Source organism: Flaviramulus aquimarinus (assembly GCF_039543205.1).
In the GTDB taxonomy this organism is placed as follows: domain Bacteria; phylum Bacteroidota; class Bacteroidia; order Flavobacteriales; family Flavobacteriaceae; genus Flaviramulus_B; species Flaviramulus_B aquimarinus.
The window spans coordinates 657,668-681,606 of record NZ_BAABJH010000001.1 but is presented as its reverse complement, the minus strand read 5'-3'; the positions used below and the strand labels follow the sequence as shown (position 1 = coordinate 681,606).

The window sequence follows — 23,939 nt, the reverse complement described above, 5'->3', positions numbered from 1 at the left end:
TTTTGTAATAATTTTAAATCATATTAATTATTAAAACGGCCTTAGTAACAGGAGCAGCATCAGGATTAGGTTATGAGTTAACACTTTTATTGGCTAAAGATGCTTATAAGTTAATACTGGTAGATGTTGACGCTGAAAATTTAGAAAAAACTAAAATAGATGTAGAACATGATTTTAATGTTGAGGTTATTACTTTAACCAAAGATTTAAGTCTTCCAAATGTAGCCAAAGAACTTATAGATGATATCAATAATACACCAATAGATGTATTAATAAACAATGCAGGTTTTGGTTTATTTGGTTCGTTTGCAAAAACAGATTGGGAGCGCGAATCTGCTATGTTACATGTACACATCATAACAACAACTCATTTAACTAAATTGGTGTTAGATGGTATGATTAAACGTGGTTCAGGTCAAATTTTAAATATGTCATCCTTGGCAGCTTTTCAGCCAGGACCTTTAATGTCTATTTATTATGCTTCAAAAAGTTTTATGTTATCATTTTCCGAAGCTATTGCTAATGAACTTAAAGGTACTGGAGTTACAGTAACCGCTTTGTGTCCAGGACCAACAAAAACGTCGTTTCAAGAAACCGTTTCAGAAAACATATGCGATAACAAAATAAAATTCAATATGGCCTGTGCCAAAGAAGTTGCACTTTATGGTTATAAGGCTATGCTTAAAGGAAAAACATATGCCATTCCTGGCGGATTTAATAAGTTTTTAGCAGCATTACCACGATTTATTCCCAGAAATACTGCGACATATATTGTTCGAAAAATTCAAATAAAAAACAGAGCAGATTAGTGCTTGTTATTTAGCTTTTGAAAGATATTAACTTTTATAATCAAATCTATTTTGAATAGTGAAACCCGTTGACGAATATTTTATAAACCAAAAGGAGCCATTCCAATCTATAATGCTTTATGTTCGAAGTATTATTTTAAATACATTACCAGAATTAGAGGAGCGTTATAGTTACAGAATCCCATTTTATAATATTGGAAAGAAACCTATGATTTATCTAAACATTTTAAAAGGTAAAGATTATGTCGATGTTGCGTTTGTGCAAGGTGTTCTTCTTGAAAAAGACTTTCCAATTTTAAAAAATGATAATAAACGTAAACAAGTGCGGTCAATTCAATTAAAGTCTTTAGAGGATTTGGACCATGAGAATTTTGTAGCCTTATTGCAAGCAGCAAATACGTTGCTAAGTAAAAGCAAAAAAGCCTGGTTTCTCGATAAATAGTTTTTTGAACTCGGAACTTATAATCCGTTAACTATTTTTCTAATCGCTACTAAATTGGTAAGCAATTTTTCTAAATTATCTAAATGAAGCATATTGGCACCGTCACTTTTGGCATTTGCAGGGTCAAAATGGGTTTCAATAAATAAACCATCTACATTGTTTACTATACCAGCTCGAGCTATGGTTTCAATCATATCGGGACGCCCACCAGTAACTCCAGCAGATTGATTAGGTTGTTGTAAAGAGTGAGTGACGTCTAAGACCGTGGGCGCATATTGGCGCATGGTGGGGATACCACGAAAATCTACAACCATATCTTGATAGCCAAACATAGTACCTCTGTCTGTTATCCAAGCTTTATTACTACCCGTATCTTTTACCTTCTGTACAGCATGTTTCATGGCTTCCGGACTCATAAATTGTCCTTTTTTTAAGTTTACCACTTTGCCCGTTTTTGCAGCGGCAACAACTAAATCTGTTTGGCGTACTAAAAATGCTGGGATTTGTAAAACATCAACATATTGAGCAGCTAAATGGGCATCACTAATTTCATGAATATCGGTAACTGTAGGAATATCAAAAGTATCAGAAACCTTTTTAAGAATTTTTAAAGCTTTTTCATCACCAATTCCTGTAAAACTGTCAATTCTACTTCTATTAGCCTTTTTAAAACTACCTTTAAAAACATAAGGAATCTCTAATTTATTGGTAATTCTTACTACTTTTTCAGCAATACGTAATGCCATGTCTTCACTTTCAATGGCACATGGCCCACATAATAAAAAGAAATTATTAGAATTTGTATGCTTTAACTTCGGAACGTCATTAAGGTTCATTTGCTTCAAAATTTAGACCACAAAGTTACGTATTAAATATGTTCTTTTAAACTATTTCTTATTATCCATAAAGCCATTACAAAATTTCCAAAAACAAACAAGCCTCCATAAATCATTAGCTGTTTAATGGGATAAGAAAGCACTATAATTTTAAGAATATCACAAATAAACGCTAAAATTAAATAAGAAGATATACAAACAAAAGTTATTCCGAGTGTAAAATTTAACCTATGATTGGGTTTGATGATTTGCCATAAAAAAGGAATTCCAAACAGTAAAATCGGGTAGGCGCTAATACCTTCACTTCTGTTTACTATGGTAAACCAATAAGCGGTAATGGCAATAAAATAAAGATAAGGTATAAATTTGGTGTGTTTACTGATTAGGGACATAATTATGCTATTTAACTGTTCTAGGGGTATAGAAGTTACTAAAATTAACGAAATCCTTATTCAAAAAGTATAAAACCCTTTAATTATAACATATAATTAACTAAATAACACGTACCTTTGCACGCTTAAAATAAGGCACTATTATGGCTAATATTAAAAACATTGCAATTATTGCACACGTAGATCATGGTAAAACTACTTTGGTTGATAAGATTATGTATCACTGTCAGTTATTCCGTGAAAATGAGAATACAGGAGATTTAATTCTTGATAATAACGATTTAGAACGTGAAAGGGGAATAACGATAACCTCGAAAAACGTTTCTGTTATTTATAAAGATACTAAAATCAATATTATAGATACTCCTGGTCACGCCGATTTTGGAGGTGAAGTAGAACGTGTTTTAAACATGGCTGATGGTGTTTTATTATTAGTTGATGCTTTTGAGGGCCCAATGCCTCAAACGCGTTTTGTGCTTCAAAAAGCCATTGACTTAGGGTTGAAACCATGTGTGGTAGTCAACAAAGTTGATAAAGAAAATTGCACACCAGATGAGGTACATGAAAAAGTATTTGATTTAATGTTTGAATTAGGTGCAGAAGAATGGCAATTAGATTTCCCAACAGTGTATGGTTCCGCCAAAAACAACTGGATGAGTGATGATTGGCAAAATGAAACAGAAAATATTGAACCTTTATTGGATATGGTAATTGAGCATATTCCAGCTCCAAAAATTGAAGAAGGTTCAACACAAATGTTAATAACCTCTTTAGATTTCTCATCATTTACCGGACGAATTGCAATCGGGCGTTTAACCCGTGGCGATTTAAAAGTAGGACAGAACATATCATTGGTAAAACGAGATAAAAGCATAGTAAAATCTAAAATAAAAGAACTTCATGTTTTTGAAGGTTTAGGACGTAAAAAAGTTGACCAAGTTCAAACAGGCGATATTTGTGCTATTGTTGGCTTAGAAGGTTTTGAAATTGGAGATACTGTTGCTGATTGGGAAACCCCAGAAGGTTTAAAAACGATTGCTATTGATGAGCCTACAATGAGTATGTTATTTACCATTAACGATTCACCTTTCTTTGGAAAAGATGGAAAGTTTGTAACATCCAGACATATTAAAGACCGTTTAACAAAAGAGTTAGAAAAGAATTTAGCCCTTAGAGTTGAAGAAACCGATAGTGCAGATAAATTTATGGTTTTTGGTCGTGGTGTATTACACTTATCAGTTTTAATTGAAACCATGCGTCGTGAAGGATACGAACTTCAAATCGGTCAACCACAAGTTATTATAAAAGAAATTGATGGTGTAAAATGTGAGCCCGTAGAAGAAATGACGATTGATTTACCTGAAACCGTTTCTGGTAAAGCTATTGAAATGGTAACCATGCGGAAAGGTGAAATGCTAAGTATGGAAGCCAAAGGCGAGCGTATGGTATGTGAGTTTATTATCCCGTCTAGAGGTATTATAGGTTTAAGAAACCAATTACTTACTGCTACGGCTGGAGAAGCAATTATGGCACATCGTTTTAAAGAATATCAACCATTAAAAGGAGGTATCCCAGAACGTCAAAATGGAAGTTTAGTATCTATGGAAAAAGGACAAGCCATTCCTTATTCAATTGATAAATTACAAGATAGAGGAAAGTTTTTTGTTGATCCTGGTGAGGATATTTACGAAGGTCAAGTTATTGGCGAAAACTCTCGTGGTGATGATATGACAGTTAATGTAACAAAAACTAAAAAATTAAGTAATGTACGCTCTTCAGGAGCCGATGATAAAGCTAAAATTGTACCAGCAATTAAATTTTCTCTAGAAGAAGCTTTAGAATATATTCAAAAAGATGAATATGTTGAGGTTACGCCAAATTTTTTACGCTTACGTAAAATCTATTTAACAGAAGTAGAAAGAAAACGTAACAAGTCTATATAAATGGAATTCATAGGGGTTTCATTGGTAGAGTGGGTTGGTTATGCAGCCATGGCAACCGTTTTAATTTCATTTTTAATGAAATCTGTCAATAAATTACGAATAGTAAACTCCTTAGGATGTTTACTATTTGTGCTTTATGGGGTTATGCTTCAGCCTGAATCAAAACCTATAATCATCACTAATGTTGCTATTTTTAGCATTAATTTGTACTACCTACTCCAAAAAAAAGGGTAATTGTAATAAGTGTTTTGTTCGGTAAATTAATCGATAATTTCTTACATACTTTTAAAAGAACACTTAGAAACGATAAATCATTTTGTATATTTGAACCCTTTATAAAAATCACAAAAGAATATTGTGTCATTTTCAGCGTTTATAGTATATGTGCGCCATTTTAAAATTGAAAAAGTTTAAACAAGTTTAATATTAGTTGAGTAAAGAAAACCTATATTAATTGAAAAAATTAATAGATTATATAAATAGTAAAGTTTTAGTTAAAACAGCTTCATTACAAAGTGCATCAGTAATAACCAGAATAATTGCTGGATTATTAACATCAAAAGCCATAGCCATTTTTGTTGGCCCTGTAGGATTAGCGTTAATAGGTAACTTACGTAGTTTTGTTGGTGCTTTTCAAACCGTAGCAATATTGGGTTTTTACAAAGGTGCTGTAAAATATATTTCAGAGTTTAAAGACAATACTATAGAGTTAAGTAAAACACTTTCAACAGTATATTATGTTGGTTTTATTTCTACTATTATTGTGTCTTTTTTTTGTTATTTTAGAGCAGAATGGATTAATAATATCATTTTCCCAACCTATAACGATTATGCTTACGTTATTCAGGTTTTTGCTATAGTGCTTCCTTTTTATGCTTTAAACATGTTTTCATTTTCTATAATGAATGGTTTTTCAAAGTATAAAATCCTTATTATTATTAATATCATTGGTCAGGCTTTAAGTGTTTCAATAGCATTGCTTTTAATTTATCAAAATAAAATAGATGGTGCTTTAATATCAGTAGCTATTGCTGAGTCAATAATATTTTTAATTACACTTGTTGGAATCATTAACAGACGTAGTTTAGTGCCACTTATAAAGTTAAGCCATGTAAGCTTTAATGTGTTTAAAAAAATGAGTCCTTATTCTATAATGGCTCTTTTTACTGCTGTTTTGCTACCGCTTATAGCCATTGCAATCCGATCATATATTATAGAAAATATTGGGTATAAAGATGCTGGATTTTGGGAGGCCATGACTCGAATATCCAAATATTATTTAATAATTGTAAGTTCTTTTGTAGCTCTATATCTTTTGCCAAGATTTTCTGAATTAGATGATACTAAGGCCTTTAAAAAGGAAGTGTTCAGTTTTTATAAAACCATTGTCCCTATTTTAGCAATCGGTTTATTAATTATATATGTATTAAGACATTATATAACCATAGCAGTATTCTCTGAAGAATTCTTGCCCGTAAAAGATTTGTTCTTATGGCAACTATTAGGCGATTTTGTTAAGGTGCTAGCCATAGTGATAGCATATCAATTTTTGGCAAAAAAAATGTTTTGGCATTATATATTAACCGAAGCTTTTCTGATTATTATTTTATATGCGACCAGTGTTTATTTTATAAATTTATATGATGATGTTAAGGGTGCCGTTATTGCACATTTTGTGAGTTATGTTATGTATTATGGTATAATATTGCTTATTTTCGGAAGTTCACTTTTTGGTTTAGATAGCGAAAAGAAATAGTTTTTTGTAATTATAAAAAAATCTAGATGAGTTTAATATCAAATAAGTGATATTTTTACATTAAATGATAAAAAAAATAAAACAAGGTCTTAACAAGAATATGCTACTTAAGGTAGCATCTTTTAATTCTTTAAGCATTTTTTTTAGATTAATTTCAGGTTTTATTTTATCAAAAGCCATTGCTTATTTTTTATTTCCGCAGGGTATGGCTCTAACAGGTAACTTAAGAAGCTTTTTGTTAAGTTGTCAGGGAATTTCAATGAGCGGGTCGCAAAACGGAGTAGTTAAATATACTGCCGAAAATAAAAATGATAACCTAGCACTTAAAAAAATAATTTCCACTTCTTTTTTTTTAGTAGCAGTATTTACCTTTTTAGTATCCTTAACTTTAGTTGTTTTCTCTAAATATTTTAGTGTTTTGATTTTTGGAATTAATAGTTATAGCTACGCGATTAACATATTGGCTTATGTACTTCCTTTATTTACTTTAAACACATTTATTTTGTCAATAATTAATGGTTTGGGTCGTTATAAAAGTATTATAATTATTAATACCATTGGTTATATTGTAAATGTTGTAGTCGTTGTAATTTTACTTTATTTTTATAATTTAGAAGGTGCAATTATAGCTATTGTATCTGTTCCGTCTATTTTATTTTTTATAACGCTTTTTTGGGTTAAGGATATTAAAATGATTTTTAGTAATATTTCTGTTTCAAGTATTTCTAAAGTATATTTTACCGGGTTATCATCATTTGTTATTATGGCTATTTTTACAGCTTTAACAATACCTATAGTACATGTTATAGTCAAGAATTACATTATTGATAATATTGGACTTAAAGAGGCTGGCTATTGGGAAGCTATGATTAAGATATCGCAATACTATCTTGTGTTTGTAATGAGTCTTTTTTCATTGTATTTATTGCCTAAATTATCGCAAAATCAAACGGACGAAGGGTTTAAAAGCTTGATAGTTCAATTTTACAAAACTATTTTACCCTTAGTAGTTTTGGGTTTTATTGTTATCTATATATTTAGGTATTGGATTGTCAGGATTACTTTAACTCAAGAATTTCTTCCAACACAAGAGTTGTTTTTTTGGCAGCTAATTGGAGATTTTTTTAAAATAGCATCATTTGCAATTGCCTATCAAATGCAAGCTAAAAAGATGTTGTTTTGGTATTTATTTGGAGAATTATTCTATGTTACCGCTGTTTATTTTTTCAGTACTTATTTTATTGATAGATTTGAAATTAAAGGTGCCGTAATTGGTCATGCCATAAGTTATGTTTTATATTTTATGTTGATGTTATTTATATTTAGAAAGTCATTATTAACCAAAGCGAATATTAAAGTTGAAAAATAAAATTTATTTATTGGTTTTTGTCTATTGGTCAATTTTAGAATTTTTACTAGAAGGATCTTTTCATTTTTTTTCTTTATATAGATTCTTAAATATCATTGAAAACTTATTTTTTACTGTATTAATAGCTTTTATAGTTAGCCTTATAAATAATAATGCTTTAAAACGAGTGTTTTATGGACTTCTTGTAATCTTTACTTGCTTTATGTTCTGGTTTGAAACAATAATGTATTTGAATTTTAAAATACATTTTGGGCCATCTTCTTTTTTTGTTTTTTTAAATACTAACCCTGATGAGATAACAGAGTTTGTAAAAGAATATACGAATGCACACTTTGTGATTGCTACGATATTGTTTTTTATTCCTTTATTAAAATTAAAATCGATTACAAATAGCCTTGTAAATTTTATACCAAAATATCAATTTAGACGATATAATTTATTTAAGTTGGGAACTATCGTCTTTCTTTTTTTATTGGGATTTAAGCTAACTAAATTAGTAGATCATAACTTACCTTATTTGGTTTCCCGTTCATTGATATTAAATTATAAAGACACACAGTATATTGATGATTTTAATGCTGAAATTGACTCAAACACGAATCTATCTAAAAATATAAATAGCAATTTAAATAATACATTTATTGTACTTATTGGAGAATCGGTTACGTCGGCTCATATGCAATTATATGGTTATTATAGGGAAACAACACCACTTTTGTATAAGAATAAGGATAGTTTAAGCGTATACAAAAATGTAATAAGTCCGAGTACATCTACATTTCATTCTTTAAGTAAAGCATTAACTCTTGGTAATTATGAAAACCCAAAAAAAGTTTTGGCCTTACCAATTACTACTTTTTTTAATAAATCAGGATTTAAAACTTTTTGGATATCTAATCACAGTCCAGCATTTAATCCAAGTAGTGCTTTAGCAAGAGTAGCAGATCAAGCACAGTCAAAATTCTTCAATTCTAAGGAAGCCGTAATGAATAATTTAAAGCATGACGGAGAATTGTTAAATAAAGTTGATGAAGCATTAAATGATAAAGCGCCTCATAAAATTATTTTTTTGCACCTAATAGGAGCTCATTTTTCATATGAAAACAGGTATCCAAATGCGTTTAATATTTTTAATGATAAACCACAAACACAATTTAATGATGACACGGCTTTTAAAAAAATTAATAGCTACGATAATGCTATAAGGTATTCAGATTTTATTGTTAATGATGTATTGCAAAAGATAAAAAAGAAAAATACAAATAGTTATCTCATGTATTTTTCAGATCATGGTGAGGAAGTATTTCAAGATGAAAATTTTTATGGCCACTTAGAAGATAGACCAACTAAAAATACTTTTAAAATACCATTGGTTATGTGGTACAGCAATCAGTTTGCATATCCAAAAGATTACTTTTATGATGAAAACAGAAAGTATATGACAGACGATTTATGGCATAGTATAGCTCATATTTCAGGACTTAAAAGTACATTTATAGATAGCACAAGAAGTGTTTTTAGTTCTTATTTTGTAAAAAGAAAACGCCTTATTTTAGAAGGTAAAAATTATGAAACATTCTTTAAATGAGTCAAAAAAAACATATTTGTATCATAGTTGATTGTTTTTGCGGTGGTGGAGCAGAAAAAGTGGCTGCATCATTTTCATTTCTATTAGAGAAAAACAATTATAAGGTATCAATTATATCGCTCAGAAATGATATTACCTATAAGTTTACTGGAAAATTATATAATTTAGGCTTAAACGAGCCGCGAATAAAGTGGGTAAAGCAAATAAAAAAAGTAGTGCTATTTAGAAAGTATTATAAAACGGTTAATGCCGATCTTTATGTGGATTTTAGGATGCGAGATAGGTTTGTTATGGAAGCACTACTTCATCTTTTTATATTTGAATCTAAGAAGATGATAATGAGTATTCAACATTATAATATTGCTTATCATATACCCAAAGGAACAATTTTTAAAAAGGTCTATAGCAACGTTAAGGCCATTGTAGCCGTATCTAAAGATATTGTATCTGAGCTTAAATCATATCATCCATTTTGTAATGTGAAGTATATTCCAAATTTTGTGAATAAGGATTTGCTTATGACATCTAAGCTTCCACCAGAAAATATTTCAAGCAATGCTGTACTAGCCATAGGTAGATTGAATAATCCTGTTAAACAATTTGATAAACTTATATTAAGTTATAAAAACACAAAAACATTCAAAAAAGGAATTCCTTTAATTATTTTGGGTGATGGTCCAGATCGGTTAAAACTCGAAAAATTGATTGAGGCCAATAATTTGCAATCTTATGTCAAATTATTAGGTTTTGTACCTAACCCTTACGATTATATTAAGCAGTGTAAATTTTTAGTGCTTTGTAGCAAGTATGAAGGTATGCCCTTAGTTATTCTTGAAGCTATTGCATTAGGAAAACCAGTAGTTTCATTTAACTGTAAATCAGGTCCATCAGAATTGATAATCCATAAAGAAAATGGACTTTTGGTAAAAGACCAAGATTTTAAAGAATTGGAGAAGAGCATTGATTTACTGCAAGAAGACCAGACGTTGTATAGTTTACTTATAAAAAATACAACTAGTGATACTACAGGGAAGTTTACTGGAAAAGAAATGATGACCTATTGGGAATCTGTTTTATAAGATTCGAACTACTATTAATAAAGGTATACGTATTTAAAAAGAGGTGTATTGAATATTATATTTTAGTAGTTGTTTTTTTAACCATTTAACAAGTTTTAAAATAATTACGGGACATTTTATTAAAAATTTCTGCTTAAAGGTTAAATTATTTATATCTATTTTTTCAAGAATTGATTTATAGTTTTTAGAGTCGTTACAAAGCTTATATTGAATTAAAAAAGTGTATCTGTAGAAGTCGAGATACTTTTTTAATGATACATTGTTTATACAGTATTTTTCATATTTATTGAGGTCAGGAATTGTTTTGCCCTTAATTCCAGAACGGGTTATTTGATCTGGAATGTTCAATAATATGGTTACCAATGGACTATTAAAGTAGGCAAATTTATAATTAAGATTACTTTTAATATAAAAGTCAATATCTTCAGAATAATTAATACTTTCATCAAATATTATATCTTCAAAAACTAACTTTTTAATGGCAATACTACTTTGACAAGCAATGGGGTGATATAAATTTGATTCAAAAAAGTCTGTTATTAACAATGATTTGTTATTTAATTTTGCATCAATGTTTTTTGTAATTTCTAAGACTACTTTATCACTATATTTTAAAAAGTAGCTTGTCCCGAAAAGCGAAGCTTCAGGAAATTCCAAATATAAATTATAGATACGCTTTAAAAAATCAGTATGCCAAAAATCATCAGCATCTAAAAAAGCTATAACGTCTCCTTTGGCATTTGAAACTCCAATATTCCTAGTAGCCGATAGTCCTTTGTTCTTTTGAATTATTATTTTATAATTTTCAAAGGCTTTAAGGTTTTGTTTTGCGATCTCTAAGCTCTTATCAGTAGATCCATCATCAATCACAACAATTTCAAAGTTTCGAAAAGTTTGATTGAAAACACTTTTTAAAGTGTTTTCAATATATTTTTCTTTATTATATAAAGGGATAACTACGGAAAAAAAGGGCATTTATTTTCTTTTATTAATAAGGCAAAGATAAGACAAACGATACAAGTCAAATACTAATAAGGAAGGTCTTGATGAAAGTAAGTTTTTTTCGAAGAAGGAATTATGCTTTACGTATATATATATGAGAAAACTGTTTAGAAATGTTTTTTTTAAAAAATCATAAACCTTCATTATTTTAATATGCTTTTTTGGTATAAGGTTGTTGTTGGTTAGGTGTACTATAGAATCAACAGACTCTAAAGATTTTTTAATAAACAGTTTACTTGTTTCAATACCCATATGGTAAACAGGATTGTTTATATGTAGAATATTTATTTCTGACCTTTTTAAATCATAAGCAAATAAAGTGTCTTCATGTCTTGAATTTGGTATGCTTTCATTAAATTTAACCTGATCAAAAACGGACTTTTTAATTAAGAAATTTAAAGTTAAAAAGCGTAAATATTTATCTTTATTTCTTTGGGTTACGTTTAAAGCTTCTCTCTTATTTCCATAAACCCAACGAAGCATTTGGTTTTTTTTCGGTTTGTTTTTTTGATAACAAATCCCACCATATACTATTTGATTTGATGGCTTTATTTCATCAATATAATTTTCAATAAATTTTTTGTTGCTTATTTGAGTGTCAGCATCTAAAAATAATAACCATTCATGTTTTGCTTTTTTTGCTAAAAGATTTCTAATAGCACTTCTGCCAATATTTGTTTTGTTTTCAATGAATAAAGAATTTTTTAATGCATTTATTTTTTGATTTTCTTTATTCAAATCGGAAAGGGAACCATCATCAATACATAAAATTTCAAAAACAATATTAGCTTTTCGTAATTGAGATTCCAGCTCTACAACAAGAGGATAGATGTCATAATTGTATGTGGGAATTAAAGCTGTTAGCATAGATTATTAAGGAATTGGTATTTACTTTTTAATTTTCATAAACCCCAAAAACAAAATCACTGTCATTGGTTTTTAGATACGAATCTTCAAAATCAAACAATTTATTTAAAAGGTCTTCTTTTTCAGTATCCATTTGAACAAAATGATGTGATAAATCTTTAAGAGCGGTCATCAAAATATTGCCACCGTAGGGTGCTTCATAAATAGTCTTATAATGCTTTTTTATAACTGGCATTATACTTTCAGATTCAATGCATTCAGAAGGATCAGCAATTTTCATTCTTAACAAACCAGAGCCATATGCTTTATTTTTATGCAGGTTTAGTTTATACCTTTTTCTATAATGCTTTGGAATTATTTTTAATGCTGAGTTTATAGCTTTTAATTGATGTTTTGGAAACTGTAACCTATTAGCACCAACAAACTCATCAATTATTAATTTACCATCCTTCTTTAAAGTTCTTTTTACTTTAGTCCCTATTAATTCCTGAATGTTTTTAAAATGGTGGAGAGATGCATGAAAAAAAACGATATCATAATGATCTTCAGGAAAGTCATAATCATAAATATTTTGGACTTTGAATGCTATATTTTTTAAGTTTTGTTCAGTAGCTAAATCCTTAGCATTATTTAAAAGCGTATCTGAAATATCTAAGCATAAAATGGTGTCAAAATTTTTATATGTCGCAAATTTTAATTCATGGTTGCAAATACCACTTCCAATAGAAAGCATTTTTAGATTTTTCTTTTTTTTAAAAAACCTGTTAACTATAAAATCCTCATAGTTAGTAACTTCGTTTCCTGTAATTAATTTGTTCCATCTCTTTTGCATTTTTGGTATTATCCACCAATTAGCAGATTGGATGTTTACTTCGTTAAAAGCACTTTTAGTTCTTTCTATAGCATTAAAATTGAATTTTGAAGAGATAAATGGAAGGCCTCTTTGTCTAATTTTTGAATAGGTATCAATAATATCATCTAAAGTTATGATTCTTTTCATGTATTTTTAATTGTATTATTTTCCTATAACAAAGTTACATTAGTTTTTAGAGTAAAAAAGTCAAGATAGAATAATAATTTATTTGCAAAACTTAATTAAAATTATAAAATCTAATTTTTCCGTTGCACCACCTCATAAACCGCATTCTCATCACACTTTAAAGTCTTACTTGGGTATTTAAGTAATAAAGCATAATCGTGAGTAGCCATTAAAATGGTATTGCCATTTTTGTTAATATCTTGTAAGACTTCCATAACTTCAACGCTGGTTTGTGGATCTAAGTTACCAGTAGGTTCATCGGCTAATATAAGCTCTGGATTATTAAGTAGTGCTCTAGCAATAGCGACACGTTGTTGTTCTCCACCAGAAAGTTCATGCGGATATTTAAAACCTTTGGTTTTCATATCTACTTTAGTAAGAACTTCTTCAACACGTGTATTCATTTTGGTTTTATCTTTCCAGCCTGTGGCTTTTAAAACAAAAAGTAAGTTGTCGTTTATAGTTCTATCGTTAAGTAATTTAAAATCTTGAAAAACCACTCCCAATTTTCGTCTTAAAAATGGAATGTCTTTTTCTTTAAGGTTTTTTAAATCAAAATCTACAATATGGCCTTCGCCTTCAGTTAAAGGTAAATCGCCATAAAGCGTTTTCATAAAACTACTCTTTCCGGTTCCTGTTTTTCCAATTAAGTATACAAAATCCCCTTTGTTAATTTCTACATTAACGTCAGAGAGCACCAGGCTATCCCCTTGAAAAATAGAAGCATCTTTTAATTTTAGAATGGCATTTGACATAAGATGAATAAGAGTTTTTTTGACAGTTGTAAAAGTATTATTTAAAACTTGAAAGTAAAAACTAAACGTAAAAAGAATAATTTCAGTATATATTAGTCATTGGTTTTTTTCAATATTCAATTTTGATACATAAAGACCAAAAACTTTAATATAGTAGCAATAAAAACTTTTAGTCTTCAGTCTTTTTTAGACATTTAATAACTCAGTTTATAATTATGGCACGATTATTACGTTATAAGATTCGTATTGATTTATCTTTGATCTTAAATTAAAAAACGAATCGTTAATGACTAAAAAAAATATTGTTTCACTAGTTGTGGCTATAAGTTTTAGTTTTCAAGTTATAGCACAACAATCTGCTAATTATACCAGTAACCTTGTTGATTATCAAAAAGCACTTTCGCTTTATAATAATCAACAATATCGAGCGGCTCAGTCGCTATTCAGTACTGTTAAAAAAACGGCTAAAGAAACCATTTTACTATCAGATTGTACATATTATATCGCCAATTGTGCAGTACGATTAAATCAACAAAATGCCGATCAGTTAGTTGAAGACTTTGTGAAAGTGTACCCAACAAGTACCAAGCGCAATACAGCATTTGTAGATGTTGCCGATTATTACTTTGAAAATTCCAAATACGCATACGCCAGAAAATGGTATGATAAAGTAGATGAAGATGCTTTAGGTAAAAAAGAAAAAGATAAATTCTACTTTAATAATGGCTATACGGCCTTTTCAACCAGACAATATAAAGATGCTAAGAAGTATTTGAGTCGCGTAGAAAATTCACCAGAATTTGGTTCTCAGGCTAAATATTATATAGGTTTTATGGCGTACGAAGGTGATGATTACGATAAAGCCAACGAATATTTTGATCAGGTCAATGACCAAGAACGTTACAAAGAAAAGTTATCATATTACCAGGCAGATTTAAACTTCAAACTAGGGAAGTTTGAAGAAGCTATTAAACTGGCAAAAGCCCGTTTGGAATCTGCTGATGAAAATGAAGTGTCCGAACTTTCTAAAGTTATAGGCGAAAGCTATTTTAACTTAGAAAAATATGCAGAAGCCATTCCATTTTTAACCGCATACAAAGGCAAAAAAGAAAAAAGGCAAAAAACAGCCAAATGGAACAATACCGATTATTATCAATTGGGCTATGCGCATTACAAACAAAAGGATTATGAAAATGCTATTTCAGAATTCAATAAAATAGTAAGCGGCAATAATTCCATTGCCCAAAATGCCTATTATCATTTAGGGGAAAGTTATATTAATTTAGATAAAAAACAAGAAGCGTTGAATGCGTTTCGAAATGCATCGCAAATGAATTTCGACTTAAAAATTCAAGAAGATGCTTGGTTAAACTATGCTAAGATTAGTTATGAAATTGGAAACCCGTATCAATCGGCACCTCAAGTTTTAGCGGATTATTTAGAAAAATATCCAGACACAGGCTATAAAGAAGAGATAGAAACACTTTTAATCGATTCATACATTACTTCCAAAAACTATAAAGAAGCGCTTAATTTATTAAAAGGCAAAAAGGGTTTTGAAAACAAAGTTGCTTACCAAAAAGTAGCGTTTTACAGAGGTTTAGAGCTTTACAACGAAGGCAATTATCAAGAAGCAGCAACGCTTTTTGATGCATCCTTAAAAGAATCACAAGACCAAAAATATACAGCTAGGGCAACCTTTTGGAAAGCAGAAACGGATTATAATTTAACCAATTATGATGATGCACTGATTGGTTTCAAACAATTTGAACAACAAACAGAAGGTGCATCAACACCAGAAATTGAAAACATAGATTATAATTTAGCCTACACCTATTTTAAATTGAAGAATTATGGAAAAGCAACAGAATACTTCAATCAATTCATTTCAAATAAAACAAAAGATAAGGTACGATTGAATGATGCATATTTGCGTTTAGGCGATGGTCATTTCGTATCTAGCCAATACCAGAATGCGATTTCAGCTTACGAAAAAGCTATTAAGCTAAATAAAATTGAGTCGGATTACCCAGCTTTTCAAAAAGCAGTTAGTATGGGTTATACGGGACAGTCTTCAAAAAAAACAAAAGCATTAGAGCAGTTTATTTCAGAATACACAAAATCAAAATTACGTGATGATGCCTTGTATGAACTTGGTAATTCCTATGTAAAAGCCAATGAAACCGATAAGGCTATGAAAGCTTACAATCAGTTAAGTAACGAATATAAAATGAGTTCGTTTGTTCCAAAGGCCTTATTGCGTCAAGGGTTGGTTTATTATAATAGTAGTGAAAATGAGCGTGCTTTAACCAAGTTTAAAACCGTAGCAGGTAATTATCCTAGAACACCAGAAGCCGTTCAAGCTGTTGCAACAGCCCGTTTAATTTATATTGATTTAGGTCGTGTAAATGAATATGCCAGTTGGGTGAAAACTTTGGATTATGTAGAGGTTACTGATACCGATTTAGATAATATAACTTATGAGGCCGCTGAAAAACAATATTTAGATAACAACACCGATAAGGCCATAAAGCAGTTTAATGGGTACTTAAATCAGTTTGTAAATGGATTGCATACCCTACAAGCACATTTCTATGTAGCACAATTATATTATAAGAAAGATTTATTTGAAAATGCTCAACCACATTATAAATATGTTGTTGAAGCCTCTCAAAATGAATTTACCGAAGAAGCATTATCCCGTTTATCCCAATATTACTTAGAAAGTAAAAGTTGGAATAAAGCCATCCCTATTTTACAGCGTTTAGAGGAAGAAGCAAACTATCCACAAAATGTTGTATTTGCACAGTCCAATTTAATGAAAGCAAATTATCAATTAGAATATTATGATAATGCAGTTACTTATGCGGAAAAGGTATTGGAAAGTTCAAAAATTGATAATAAAATTAAAAGTGATGCTCATATTATCATTGCCCGTTCTGCTATAAAAACTGGTGATGAAGCCAAAGCCAAAATAGCCTTTGCTAAAGTTGAAAAAGTTGCAACAGGAGAAGCTGCAGCAGAAGCATTATATTATAACGCCTATTTTAAAAATAAAGACGATAAGCATGAAGCATCAAATGCATCGGTACAAAAATTAGCTAAAGATTTTTCTGGATATAAATACTATAGCGCCAAAGGTTTAGTACTAATGGCAAAGAATTATTATGCTTTAAATGATGCTTTTCAAGCCACTTATATTTTAGAAAGTGTCATTCAGAATTTCCCAGAATTTGATGATGTGGTTTCAGAAGCAAAAACAGAGCTTAGTAAAATAAAAAGAGAAGAAGCTAAAACCAATTCATCTATTCAGCCAGAAAATTAGTTTTGTTAGAAGTTAGAAGTTAGAAGTTAGAAGTTAGAAGTTAGAAGTTAGAAGTTAGAAGTTAGAAGTTAGAAGTTAGAAGTTAGAATTGTCATGCTGAGCGCAGTCGAAGCATCTCATCAATCAACATTTACAAATCGCAAATCAAAAATCTATTAGTATGCGTAAGCAAATCAAATTAATATTTATCGTCATTCTTTTATTAAGTGTCAGTTTAGGTTTTTCCCAACGAAAAGAAAATGATACCATAAATACAGGTGTTATCGATGTTGTTAAGCCTTATGTGCCAACTATTTCTGATGCCTTTAAGGTTAAGGAAGTTCCAGCTTTAGGTGATGAAACTACAGAAACTAAAAAGGAAATTAACTATAATATTTTTTCATTTCCAGTAGCTTCAACCTTTACACCGGCAAAAGGAAAAGCTGCCGTTGTAGAAAAACGAGCACCAGTAAAATTATTTGATAATTATGCTACTTTAGGCGTTGGGACATATACTACTATTTTAGGAGAAGTATATTTAAATCATGCTATTAATAGAAACGAAAGTATTGGTGGCTATGTAAGTCATCATTCATCGGCAGGAGGTATAGAAAATCTATCGTTTGATGATGATTTTTCTAACTCAAAAGTCAATTTGAACTATTCCAGTAAGTTAAGAGATTTAGCTTGGGATGTAGAAGCTGGTTTTCAGCACCAAATGTATAATTGGTATGGTGTTCCTCAATCTCAAATAGCTCAAGCGCAAGCCAACAACATTCAAGTAGATCACTCTTTTTTTGATGCGCATTTTGGAGGCGATATTACTTTTGAAGAGACTTATATTAATTCTGGAAGCTTCTTTTTTAGACGCTTTGGAGATAATCAAGGTTCTGGCGAAAATAGGTTTATTGTAAAGGCTAAAGTCGATGTGCCTATTAGCGATGTAGAAATATCAACCGATTTTAAAATCGATTATTTAGGAGGTACTTTTGATAGAAGTTATTTTATAAACCAAGAACTTAATTATGGTAATATACTAATAGGTATTTCCCCAACGTATGAATTAAAACAGGATGATTTAACCATTAATTTAGGGGCATCATTATATTATTTAAATGATAAAGAATCAGGAGATAATAAATTGTATGTATATCCAAACATTACGGCAACTTATAGATTGGTTAATGATGTGTTGATTGCTTATGGTGGTATTCAAGGTGATTTAATTCAGAATTCGTATTATGGATTTGCAAATGAAAACCCATTTGTATCACCAACATTATTTATAGTACCAACAGACCAGTTATACAATGCTTACATTGGTTTAAAAGGAAAGTTGTCAAGCAATATGAGTTATAACATTAGTGGACGTTATTTAGCCGATAGAAATAAAGCACTTTATAAAACAAACATCATTAAGAATATGTCGCCCGAAAATCAGTATGATTACGGAAATTCTTTTGGAATTGTTTATGATGATGTCGATACATTTGGAGTTGCAGGAGAAATAAATGTTGATGTTAATAGAAACTTTAAATTAGGTTTAAAAGCCGAGTATTTTAGTTATTCTACAGATAGTGAATCTGAAGCTTGGAATTTACCAGACGTTAAAGGCTCCTTGTTTTTAGATTATCAAATTAACGAACATTGGTTTGCTGGAGCTAATCTGTTTTATATAGGCGAACGCCAAGATCAATTGGTCATAGATGGTTCACTTATTCCAGGAGAAGCTTTGTCAACTAATGTTAATTTAGATAGTTATTTTGATGCGAATGCTCATGTAGGGTACCATATAAATGACCAATTTTCGGTATTTGCAAAAGCGAATAATATAGCAGATGAAGGGTATCAAAAATGGCAAAGTTTTCCAGTGCAAAGTATTCAGTTTCTAGCTGGAGCTACTTATAAGTTTGATTTTTGATACTCACGAGAGTGGAGATTTTATGAAACATATCATAAACCAGTTTCAGTAAGACAGAAATCTTATTATGAAAGCTCTAACGTGCTTCAGACTTGGCATTATCCTTTTGCAAGTTAGAATTTATTTTAAAGCAGGTCTTTTAATTTAAGAGATTCCTGTCTATAGAGGGATTAACTTTGCCAAATAATCAAAATGTTCACCTTCCATAACCAATTCACATTTTAAGCCAACAGTTTCGCTGACCAATTTTAAGGTTTTAAAATCTAAATACAGCCATTTTATAGGGGTTTCTTTTTTACCTTTATAAGATAAAAAATAGTCCAGTTCGCCATAATATGTAGAGTTGGTGTCCCTCCAAACACCACCATCATCATCATCGTACATGTATTTAATATCCGACGAATCCATTAAAATTTGTCCGTTAGGTATAAGCAAGTTTTTTAAATGTGTTAAGTGTTTAGAAACATGAACTAATTCTTGAAAAATACCTGTACCATTCATCAATAATAGAATAGTATCAAATTTTTCGGTTTCATCTAAAATATTTTTGACTTGAGTATTTAAAACACCGCGTTGTTTGGCAACATCAATAGCCCCTTTTGAAATGTCAATTGCCTTAACGGTAAACCCTTTTTTTTGCAAATATAAACTATGGCTTCCTGAGCCACAGCCTACATCTAGAACTGTGCCTTTGCATAATTTTAAGGCATGTTGTTCCAATTTTGGCATGTCTTTGTAATCCCGAAACAAATAAGGAAGAGGAAGCACATCATCATCAGAGATACTGGTTGAGGTTATAATGTCCTCAGAATAGTTTCCGTTTTGGTAATCCAATAAAGCGTTTCCGAAAAGGTCTTTCATTAATTACTTTTTAACATTCCCTCGAAGGAGAGAGTCTATTTGTGATTCCGAATTAGTTTTTAGTATCCTATTAAAAATACTATTTTTGCAGCATGCAAGACTTCATTAAAAATCTCCCAAAGCTCGCCAAAGATAAGCATAACGAGAATAAAAAATTCTTTGCAAAGCTTAAAAAGAAACCACCTAAGAATTTAGATTACCTTATGGAAGATTTACATGAGGCTGAGTTTAAACGTACCGATTGTTTAGATTGTGCTAATTGCTGTAAAACTACAGGGCCTTTATTTACTGATAAAGACGTGGATAGAATAGCTAAACATTTCAGAATGAAAACACAGCAATTCATAAACCAATATTTACGAGTTGATGAAGATAATGATTATGTATTGCAAAGCGTGCCATGTACCTTTTTAGGTTCAGATAATTATTGTTCTATTTATGATGTGCGACCAAAAGCCTGCCGCGAATTTCCGCATACCGACAGAAAAAAGTTTCAACAAATTTCAAATTTAACATTAAAGAATGTTGCTATTTGCCCTGCTGCGTTTAACATTATTGAGGAGATGAAAAAAAGAATAAAATAAGTACCTTTAAAAAGCAAAAACAGTTCTATTGGAAATACTTTTAAACTACTTCGAAAACATTCCGTCACATCACCGCGTTATCATAATAATTAGTGGATTAACCTTTTTTTGGATTATAGAAGGGTTGATTCCTTTGTATAAGTTTAGTTATAAAAAATGGCGTCATGCCATTCCTAATTTATTTTTTAACCTTACCCTTATGCTGGTTAATTTGCCGTTAGCATTTATGCTATTAAAAACTGCAGACTGGGTTATAGAAAATAATTTTGGTCTTATAAACTGGTTGCCAGAAATGCCTCTTTGGTTTTATGGAATTTTAGGATTGATATGCTTAGACTTTTTTGGAGCATATTTGCCTCATTTGATTGAACATAAAGTAAAGCCACTATGGATGATACATTTGGTGCATCATACCGATCATAAGGTAGATACAACAACAGCAAACAGACATCACCCCATAGAAAGTGTCATTCGATTTTTCTTTACACTTTTTGGTGTTTTTGTAGTTGGGGCTCCAATTGGTTTGGTCATGCTGTATCAGTCACTATCGGTGGTTGCAACACAATTTAACCATGCGAATATTCAGTTGCCAAAAAAGCTTGATAAATTATTAAGTTATATTATCGTTTCTCCAGATATGCATAAGGTACACCACCATTATGTTATGCCATATACAGATTCTAACTATGGCAATATATTTTCGATTTGGGACAGATTGTTAGGTACTTATAAAGAATTAGATACCGATAAAATTGTGTACGGCGTAGACGTATTTCCTGATGAAAAGAAAAATGGAAATATTATAGAATTATTAAAACAACCCTTTCAGAAATATCAAAAGTAAAAGACAAAGGTTTAGTCGTAGAGTAAATATTTAAGGCGTGTTTTTTTAAAACCTTCTAATCCATCTTTCCAAGTGGCTTTAATCTCCTTTTCAGATAAACCAGATTCAATCTGTTGCTGTAATGTTTTAGTTCCAGCATGTTTTGTAAAATTATTTGTATTGAAAAACAAAGATTTGTCGGTGGAATTTTGATAGGCTTTAATAATCCATTTCAGTGTCATCACACCGTTTATGTTTTCACTTTTTAAATCTTCACCATAGCAAACAACATTTTTATGTTTTGGATATTTAGCTCCGAAATTAGCAATAGGAGTGTAACTAAAGCTAAGAACTGTTTTGTCTAAAAAAGGCGCCCCATAACGCTGAAATTGAAACTCGGTACCACGACCAGCATTGACATTTGTGCCTTCAAAAAGCCCTAAGCTAGGGTATAGTTTTATAGATTGGTCGTTGGGCAAGTTTGGTGAAGGCCTAATAGGTAAACTATAAAAAGTATTATGTGTATAATTTTCAACTTTAATCACGGTAATTGTGCATTTTTGTTCATTTGCTAACCATTGCTCTCCATTTATCATATGGGCATATTCCCCAATAGTCATACCATGCACAAGCGGTATAGGGTGCATACCCAAAAAACTTTTATTTTCAATTTTTAAAGTAGGACCGTCAATATAATACCCATTGGGGTTTGGCCTATCTAAAATTAAAACAGGAATTCTTGCTTCAGCACAAGCTTCCATAACATTATGAAGTGTTGATATATAGGTGTAGAAACGAACGCCAACATCTTGAATGTCAAAAAGAACAATATCTAAGTTTTCTAATTGTTTTGGGATGGGTTTCCTATACTTTCCGTGTAGGGAAACTAAAGGTAGTTTCGTTTTGGTATCAATACCATCCTCAACATGTTCACCCGCATCCGCATTGCCTCTAAACCCATGTTCAGGAGCAAATACTTTTCTTATGTCTACCTTCAATGATAATAATGAATCTACTAAATGCGTGAATCTCTTGTCTTCTGTATTCTCTCTTCCGTCTTTTCTAAAAATAACAGAAGTTTGATTAGCAACAATACCAACACGTTTTCCTTTCAATAAGGGTAAATAATTTTCAGTTTGGTTAGCACCGACAATAATTGCTTTATCTTTCTTAATAGCATGGACCTTTATATCTTTACTGTAAGCGCTTCGGTCTTTCGTTATCTGTCTTTTGTCTTTTTCTCTAGACTGACTTCCACAAGAAATCATTACCAAAACAAATAATAAAACTGTATTTTTGAAAACATTAAACCCCATGATATAATTTGAATTACGAGTATTTTATAGCTAAACGCATTATTGGTAGTAAAGCGTATAAAAGTAGCATATCGGCACCAATAATAAAAATTGGTATTGCAGCAATTGCCATTGGTATTGTTGTTATGATGATTGCCATTGCAACCGGTATAGGCTTACAACAAAAAATACGCGACAAAGTGGTGGCTTTTAATGGGCATGTTACCATTGCAAATTACGATAGTAATAACTCGCAAGAAAGCGGTTTTCCCATTTCAAAGAATCAAGAATTTTATCCAGAGTTTAAGTCGGTTGAAGGAATTAGTCATATTCAAGCAGTAGCCTCTAAGTTTGGAGTTATCCGTACCAAAACAGATTTTGAAGGCGTTAATTTAAAAGGTGTAGGCGCAGATTATAATTGGAATTATTTTAAAGAATTTTTAATAGAAGGTCGCCTTCCAGACTATACAAAAAAAAGAAATGAGGATGTTTTAATTTCATCATATTTGGCTAATCGTTTGAATTTTAAGGTGAATGATAAATTTCAGATGGTATTTGCTAAAGATGATCCAGAAAAACTGCCTAACATTATTACCTACAACATTGTTGGTATTTACAATTCAGGGTTTCAGGATTTTGATGCTAGTTATTTGATTGGTGATATTCGTCATTTACAACGTATAAATAGATGGGAAAGTGATCAAGTAGGAAGCTTTGAAGTGTTTATAGATGATTATAATGACCTCGATAAAAAAGGAGTAGAAATTTATCAGAATACACCATCAACGCTTAACTCTCAAACCATTACCGATAAGTTTAGTTCTATTTTTGAATGGATTAAGATATTCGACAAAAATATATATGGAATCATTGGCATCATGATAATCGTAGCAGGTATAAACATGATAACCGCATTATTGGTTCTTATTCTGGAGCGTACCCAAATGATAGGTATACTCAAAGCTTTAGGAAGCAACAATTGGAGTATCCGTAAAATCTTTTTATACAACGCCTCATACCTTGTTGTTTTAGGTCTGATTTGGGGAAACGTTTTAGGTTTAGGGCTTTTATTTACTCAGAAATATTTTAAACTATTTCCGTTAAATCCCAGTGTGTATTATGTTACCGAAGCCCCTGTTTACATTAGTTTAGGATATGTTATAGCGCTAAACGTTGGAACATTAATTCTATGTCTGCTTATGCTCCTTGTCCCTTCATACATCATTACAAAAATATCACCTGTTAAAGCGATTAGGTTTCAGTAAACATTAGCA

General features: G+C 30.7%; 21 protein-coding genes. 13 read left to right on the top strand and 8 right to left on the bottom strand.

Annotated elements, in window-relative coordinates; all coding sequences use genetic code 11:
* Positions 1-17 precede the first annotated feature (17 nt).
* Positions 18-809, top strand: coding sequence for an SDR family NAD(P)-dependent oxidoreductase (locus tag ABD941_RS03045; protein ID WP_345273657.1), 792 nt, complete (start codon positions 18-20; stop codon positions 807-809).
* A 58-nt stretch (positions 810-867) separates the two neighbouring features.
* Positions 868-1,251 carry a DUF1801 domain-containing protein gene (locus tag ABD941_RS03040; protein WP_345272563.1) on the top strand — a complete coding sequence of 128 codons (384 nt, stop codon included), beginning with the start codon at positions 868-870 and terminating at the stop codon, positions 1,249-1,251.
* A gap of 17 nt (positions 1,252-1,268) precedes the next feature.
* Here ABD941_RS03040 and kdsA read toward each other — a convergent pair whose 3' ends face one another.
* Both kdsA and ABD941_RS03030 read right to left on the bottom strand, forming a co-directional pair.
* Positions 1,269-2,087: a 3-deoxy-8-phosphooctulonate synthase gene (gene kdsA / locus ABD941_RS03035; protein WP_345272562.1), complete on the bottom strand. Its 819-nt coding sequence runs from the start codon at positions 2,085-2,087 to the stop codon at positions 1,269-1,271.
* Between the two features lie 32 nt (positions 2,088-2,119).
* Positions 2,120-2,479, bottom strand: a complete 360-nt coding sequence (locus tag ABD941_RS03030) for a hypothetical protein (RefSeq protein ID WP_345272560.1) — start codon at positions 2,477-2,479, stop codon at positions 2,120-2,122.
* A gap of 143 nt (positions 2,480-2,622) precedes the next feature.
* On the opposite strand from ABD941_RS03030, the gene typA reads away from it, so the two are divergent.
* The 6 genes from typA to ABD941_RS03000 all read left to right on the top strand — a co-directional run bounded on the left by typA (position 2,623) and on the right by ABD941_RS03000 (position 10,214).
* On the top strand, positions 2,623-4,422 hold the full coding sequence (gene typA, locus ABD941_RS03025; protein ID WP_345272559.1) for a translational GTPase TypA: 1,800 nt from the start codon (positions 2,623-2,625) through the stop codon (positions 4,420-4,422).
* A complete protein-coding gene (locus ABD941_RS03020; protein WP_345272558.1) occupies positions 4,423-4,656 on the top strand; it encodes a uroporphyrinogen decarboxylase in 234 nt (77 codons plus the stop codon).
* Between the two features lie 220 nt (positions 4,657-4,876).
* A complete protein-coding gene (locus ABD941_RS03015; protein ID WP_345272556.1) occupies positions 4,877-6,178 on the top strand; it encodes an O-antigen translocase in 1,302 nt (433 codons plus the stop codon).
* 64 nt (positions 6,179-6,242) lie between these two features.
* Positions 6,243-7,547: an O-antigen translocase gene (locus tag ABD941_RS03010; RefSeq protein ID WP_345272555.1), complete on the top strand. Its 1,305-nt coding sequence runs from the start codon at positions 6,243-6,245 to the stop codon at positions 7,545-7,547.
* A 229-nt stretch (positions 7,548-7,776) separates the two neighbouring features.
* A complete protein-coding gene (locus ABD941_RS03005) occupies positions 7,777-9,135 on the top strand; it encodes a phosphoethanolamine transferase (RefSeq protein WP_345272554.1) in 1,359 nt (452 codons plus the stop codon).
* Positions 9,132-10,214 carry a glycosyltransferase gene (locus tag ABD941_RS03000; protein ID WP_345272552.1) on the top strand — a complete coding sequence of 361 codons (1,083 nt, stop codon included), beginning with the start codon at positions 9,132-9,134 and terminating at the stop codon, positions 10,212-10,214. The genes ABD941_RS03005 and ABD941_RS03000 overlap by 4 nt, the downstream gene beginning before the upstream one ends.
* Positions 10,215-10,247: 33 nt before the next feature.
* On the opposite strand, the gene ABD941_RS02995 is transcribed toward ABD941_RS03000, so the two are convergent.
* The 4 genes from ABD941_RS02995 to ABD941_RS02980 form a co-directional block, all read right to left on the bottom strand.
* Complete coding sequence (locus tag ABD941_RS02995; protein ID WP_345272551.1) at positions 10,248-11,189, bottom strand: glycosyltransferase family 2 protein; 942 nt, start codon at positions 11,187-11,189, stop codon at positions 10,248-10,250.
* Positions 11,190-12,083, bottom strand: coding sequence for a glycosyltransferase family 2 protein (locus ABD941_RS02990; protein WP_345272549.1), 894 nt, complete (start codon positions 12,081-12,083; stop codon positions 11,190-11,192).
* Between the two features lie 28 nt (positions 12,084-12,111).
* Entirely contained in the window at positions 12,112-13,083 is a 972-nt protein-coding gene (locus ABD941_RS02985) for a class I SAM-dependent methyltransferase (RefSeq protein ID WP_345272548.1), read from the bottom strand.
* A gap of 110 nt (positions 13,084-13,193) precedes the next feature.
* Positions 13,194-13,877, bottom strand: a complete 684-nt coding sequence (locus tag ABD941_RS02980) for a cell division ATP-binding protein FtsE (RefSeq protein WP_345272547.1) — start codon at positions 13,875-13,877, stop codon at positions 13,194-13,196.
* Positions 13,878-14,163: 286 nt separating this feature from the next.
* On the opposite strand from ABD941_RS02980, the gene ABD941_RS02975 reads away from it, so the two are divergent.
* Entirely contained in the window at positions 14,164-17,202 is a 3,039-nt protein-coding gene (locus ABD941_RS02975) for a tetratricopeptide repeat protein (protein ID WP_345272545.1), read from the top strand.
* 160 nt (positions 17,203-17,362) lie between these two features.
* Positions 17,363-19,102, top strand: coding sequence for a porin family protein (locus ABD941_RS02970; RefSeq protein ID WP_345272544.1), 1,740 nt, complete (start codon positions 17,363-17,365; stop codon positions 19,100-19,102).
* Between the two features lie 159 nt (positions 19,103-19,261).
* Here ABD941_RS02970 and ABD941_RS02965 read toward each other — a convergent pair whose 3' ends face one another.
* Positions 19,262-19,963: a class I SAM-dependent methyltransferase gene (locus ABD941_RS02965; RefSeq protein ID WP_345272543.1), complete on the bottom strand. Its 702-nt coding sequence runs from the start codon at positions 19,961-19,963 to the stop codon at positions 19,262-19,264.
* A gap of 92 nt (positions 19,964-20,055) precedes the next feature.
* On the opposite strand from ABD941_RS02965, the gene ABD941_RS02960 reads away from it, so the two are divergent.
* A complete protein-coding gene (locus ABD941_RS02960; protein WP_345272542.1) occupies positions 20,056-20,547 on the top strand; it encodes a YkgJ family cysteine cluster protein in 492 nt (163 codons plus the stop codon).
* A 28-nt stretch (positions 20,548-20,575) separates the two neighbouring features.
* The gene (locus ABD941_RS02955) at positions 20,576-21,391 is read left to right on the top strand and encodes a sterol desaturase family protein (protein ID WP_345272540.1); all 816 of its coding nucleotides are present in this window, start codon (positions 20,576-20,578) and stop codon (positions 21,389-21,391) included.
* An 11-nt stretch (positions 21,392-21,402) separates the two neighbouring features.
* On the opposite strand, the gene ABD941_RS02950 is transcribed toward ABD941_RS02955, so the two are convergent.
* Positions 21,403-22,686, bottom strand: a complete 1,284-nt coding sequence (locus ABD941_RS02950) for an exo-beta-N-acetylmuramidase NamZ family protein (protein ID WP_345272539.1) — start codon at positions 22,684-22,686, stop codon at positions 21,403-21,405.
* Positions 22,687-22,694: 8 nt separating this feature from the next.
* Between ABD941_RS02950 and ABD941_RS02945 the strand changes: the two genes are divergently transcribed.
* Positions 22,695-23,930 (top strand): ABC transporter permease, encoded by a 1,236-nt coding sequence (locus ABD941_RS02945; protein WP_345272538.1) that lies wholly within the window; start codon positions 22,695-22,697, stop codon positions 23,928-23,930.
* Positions 23,931-23,939: the final 9 nt, after the last annotated feature.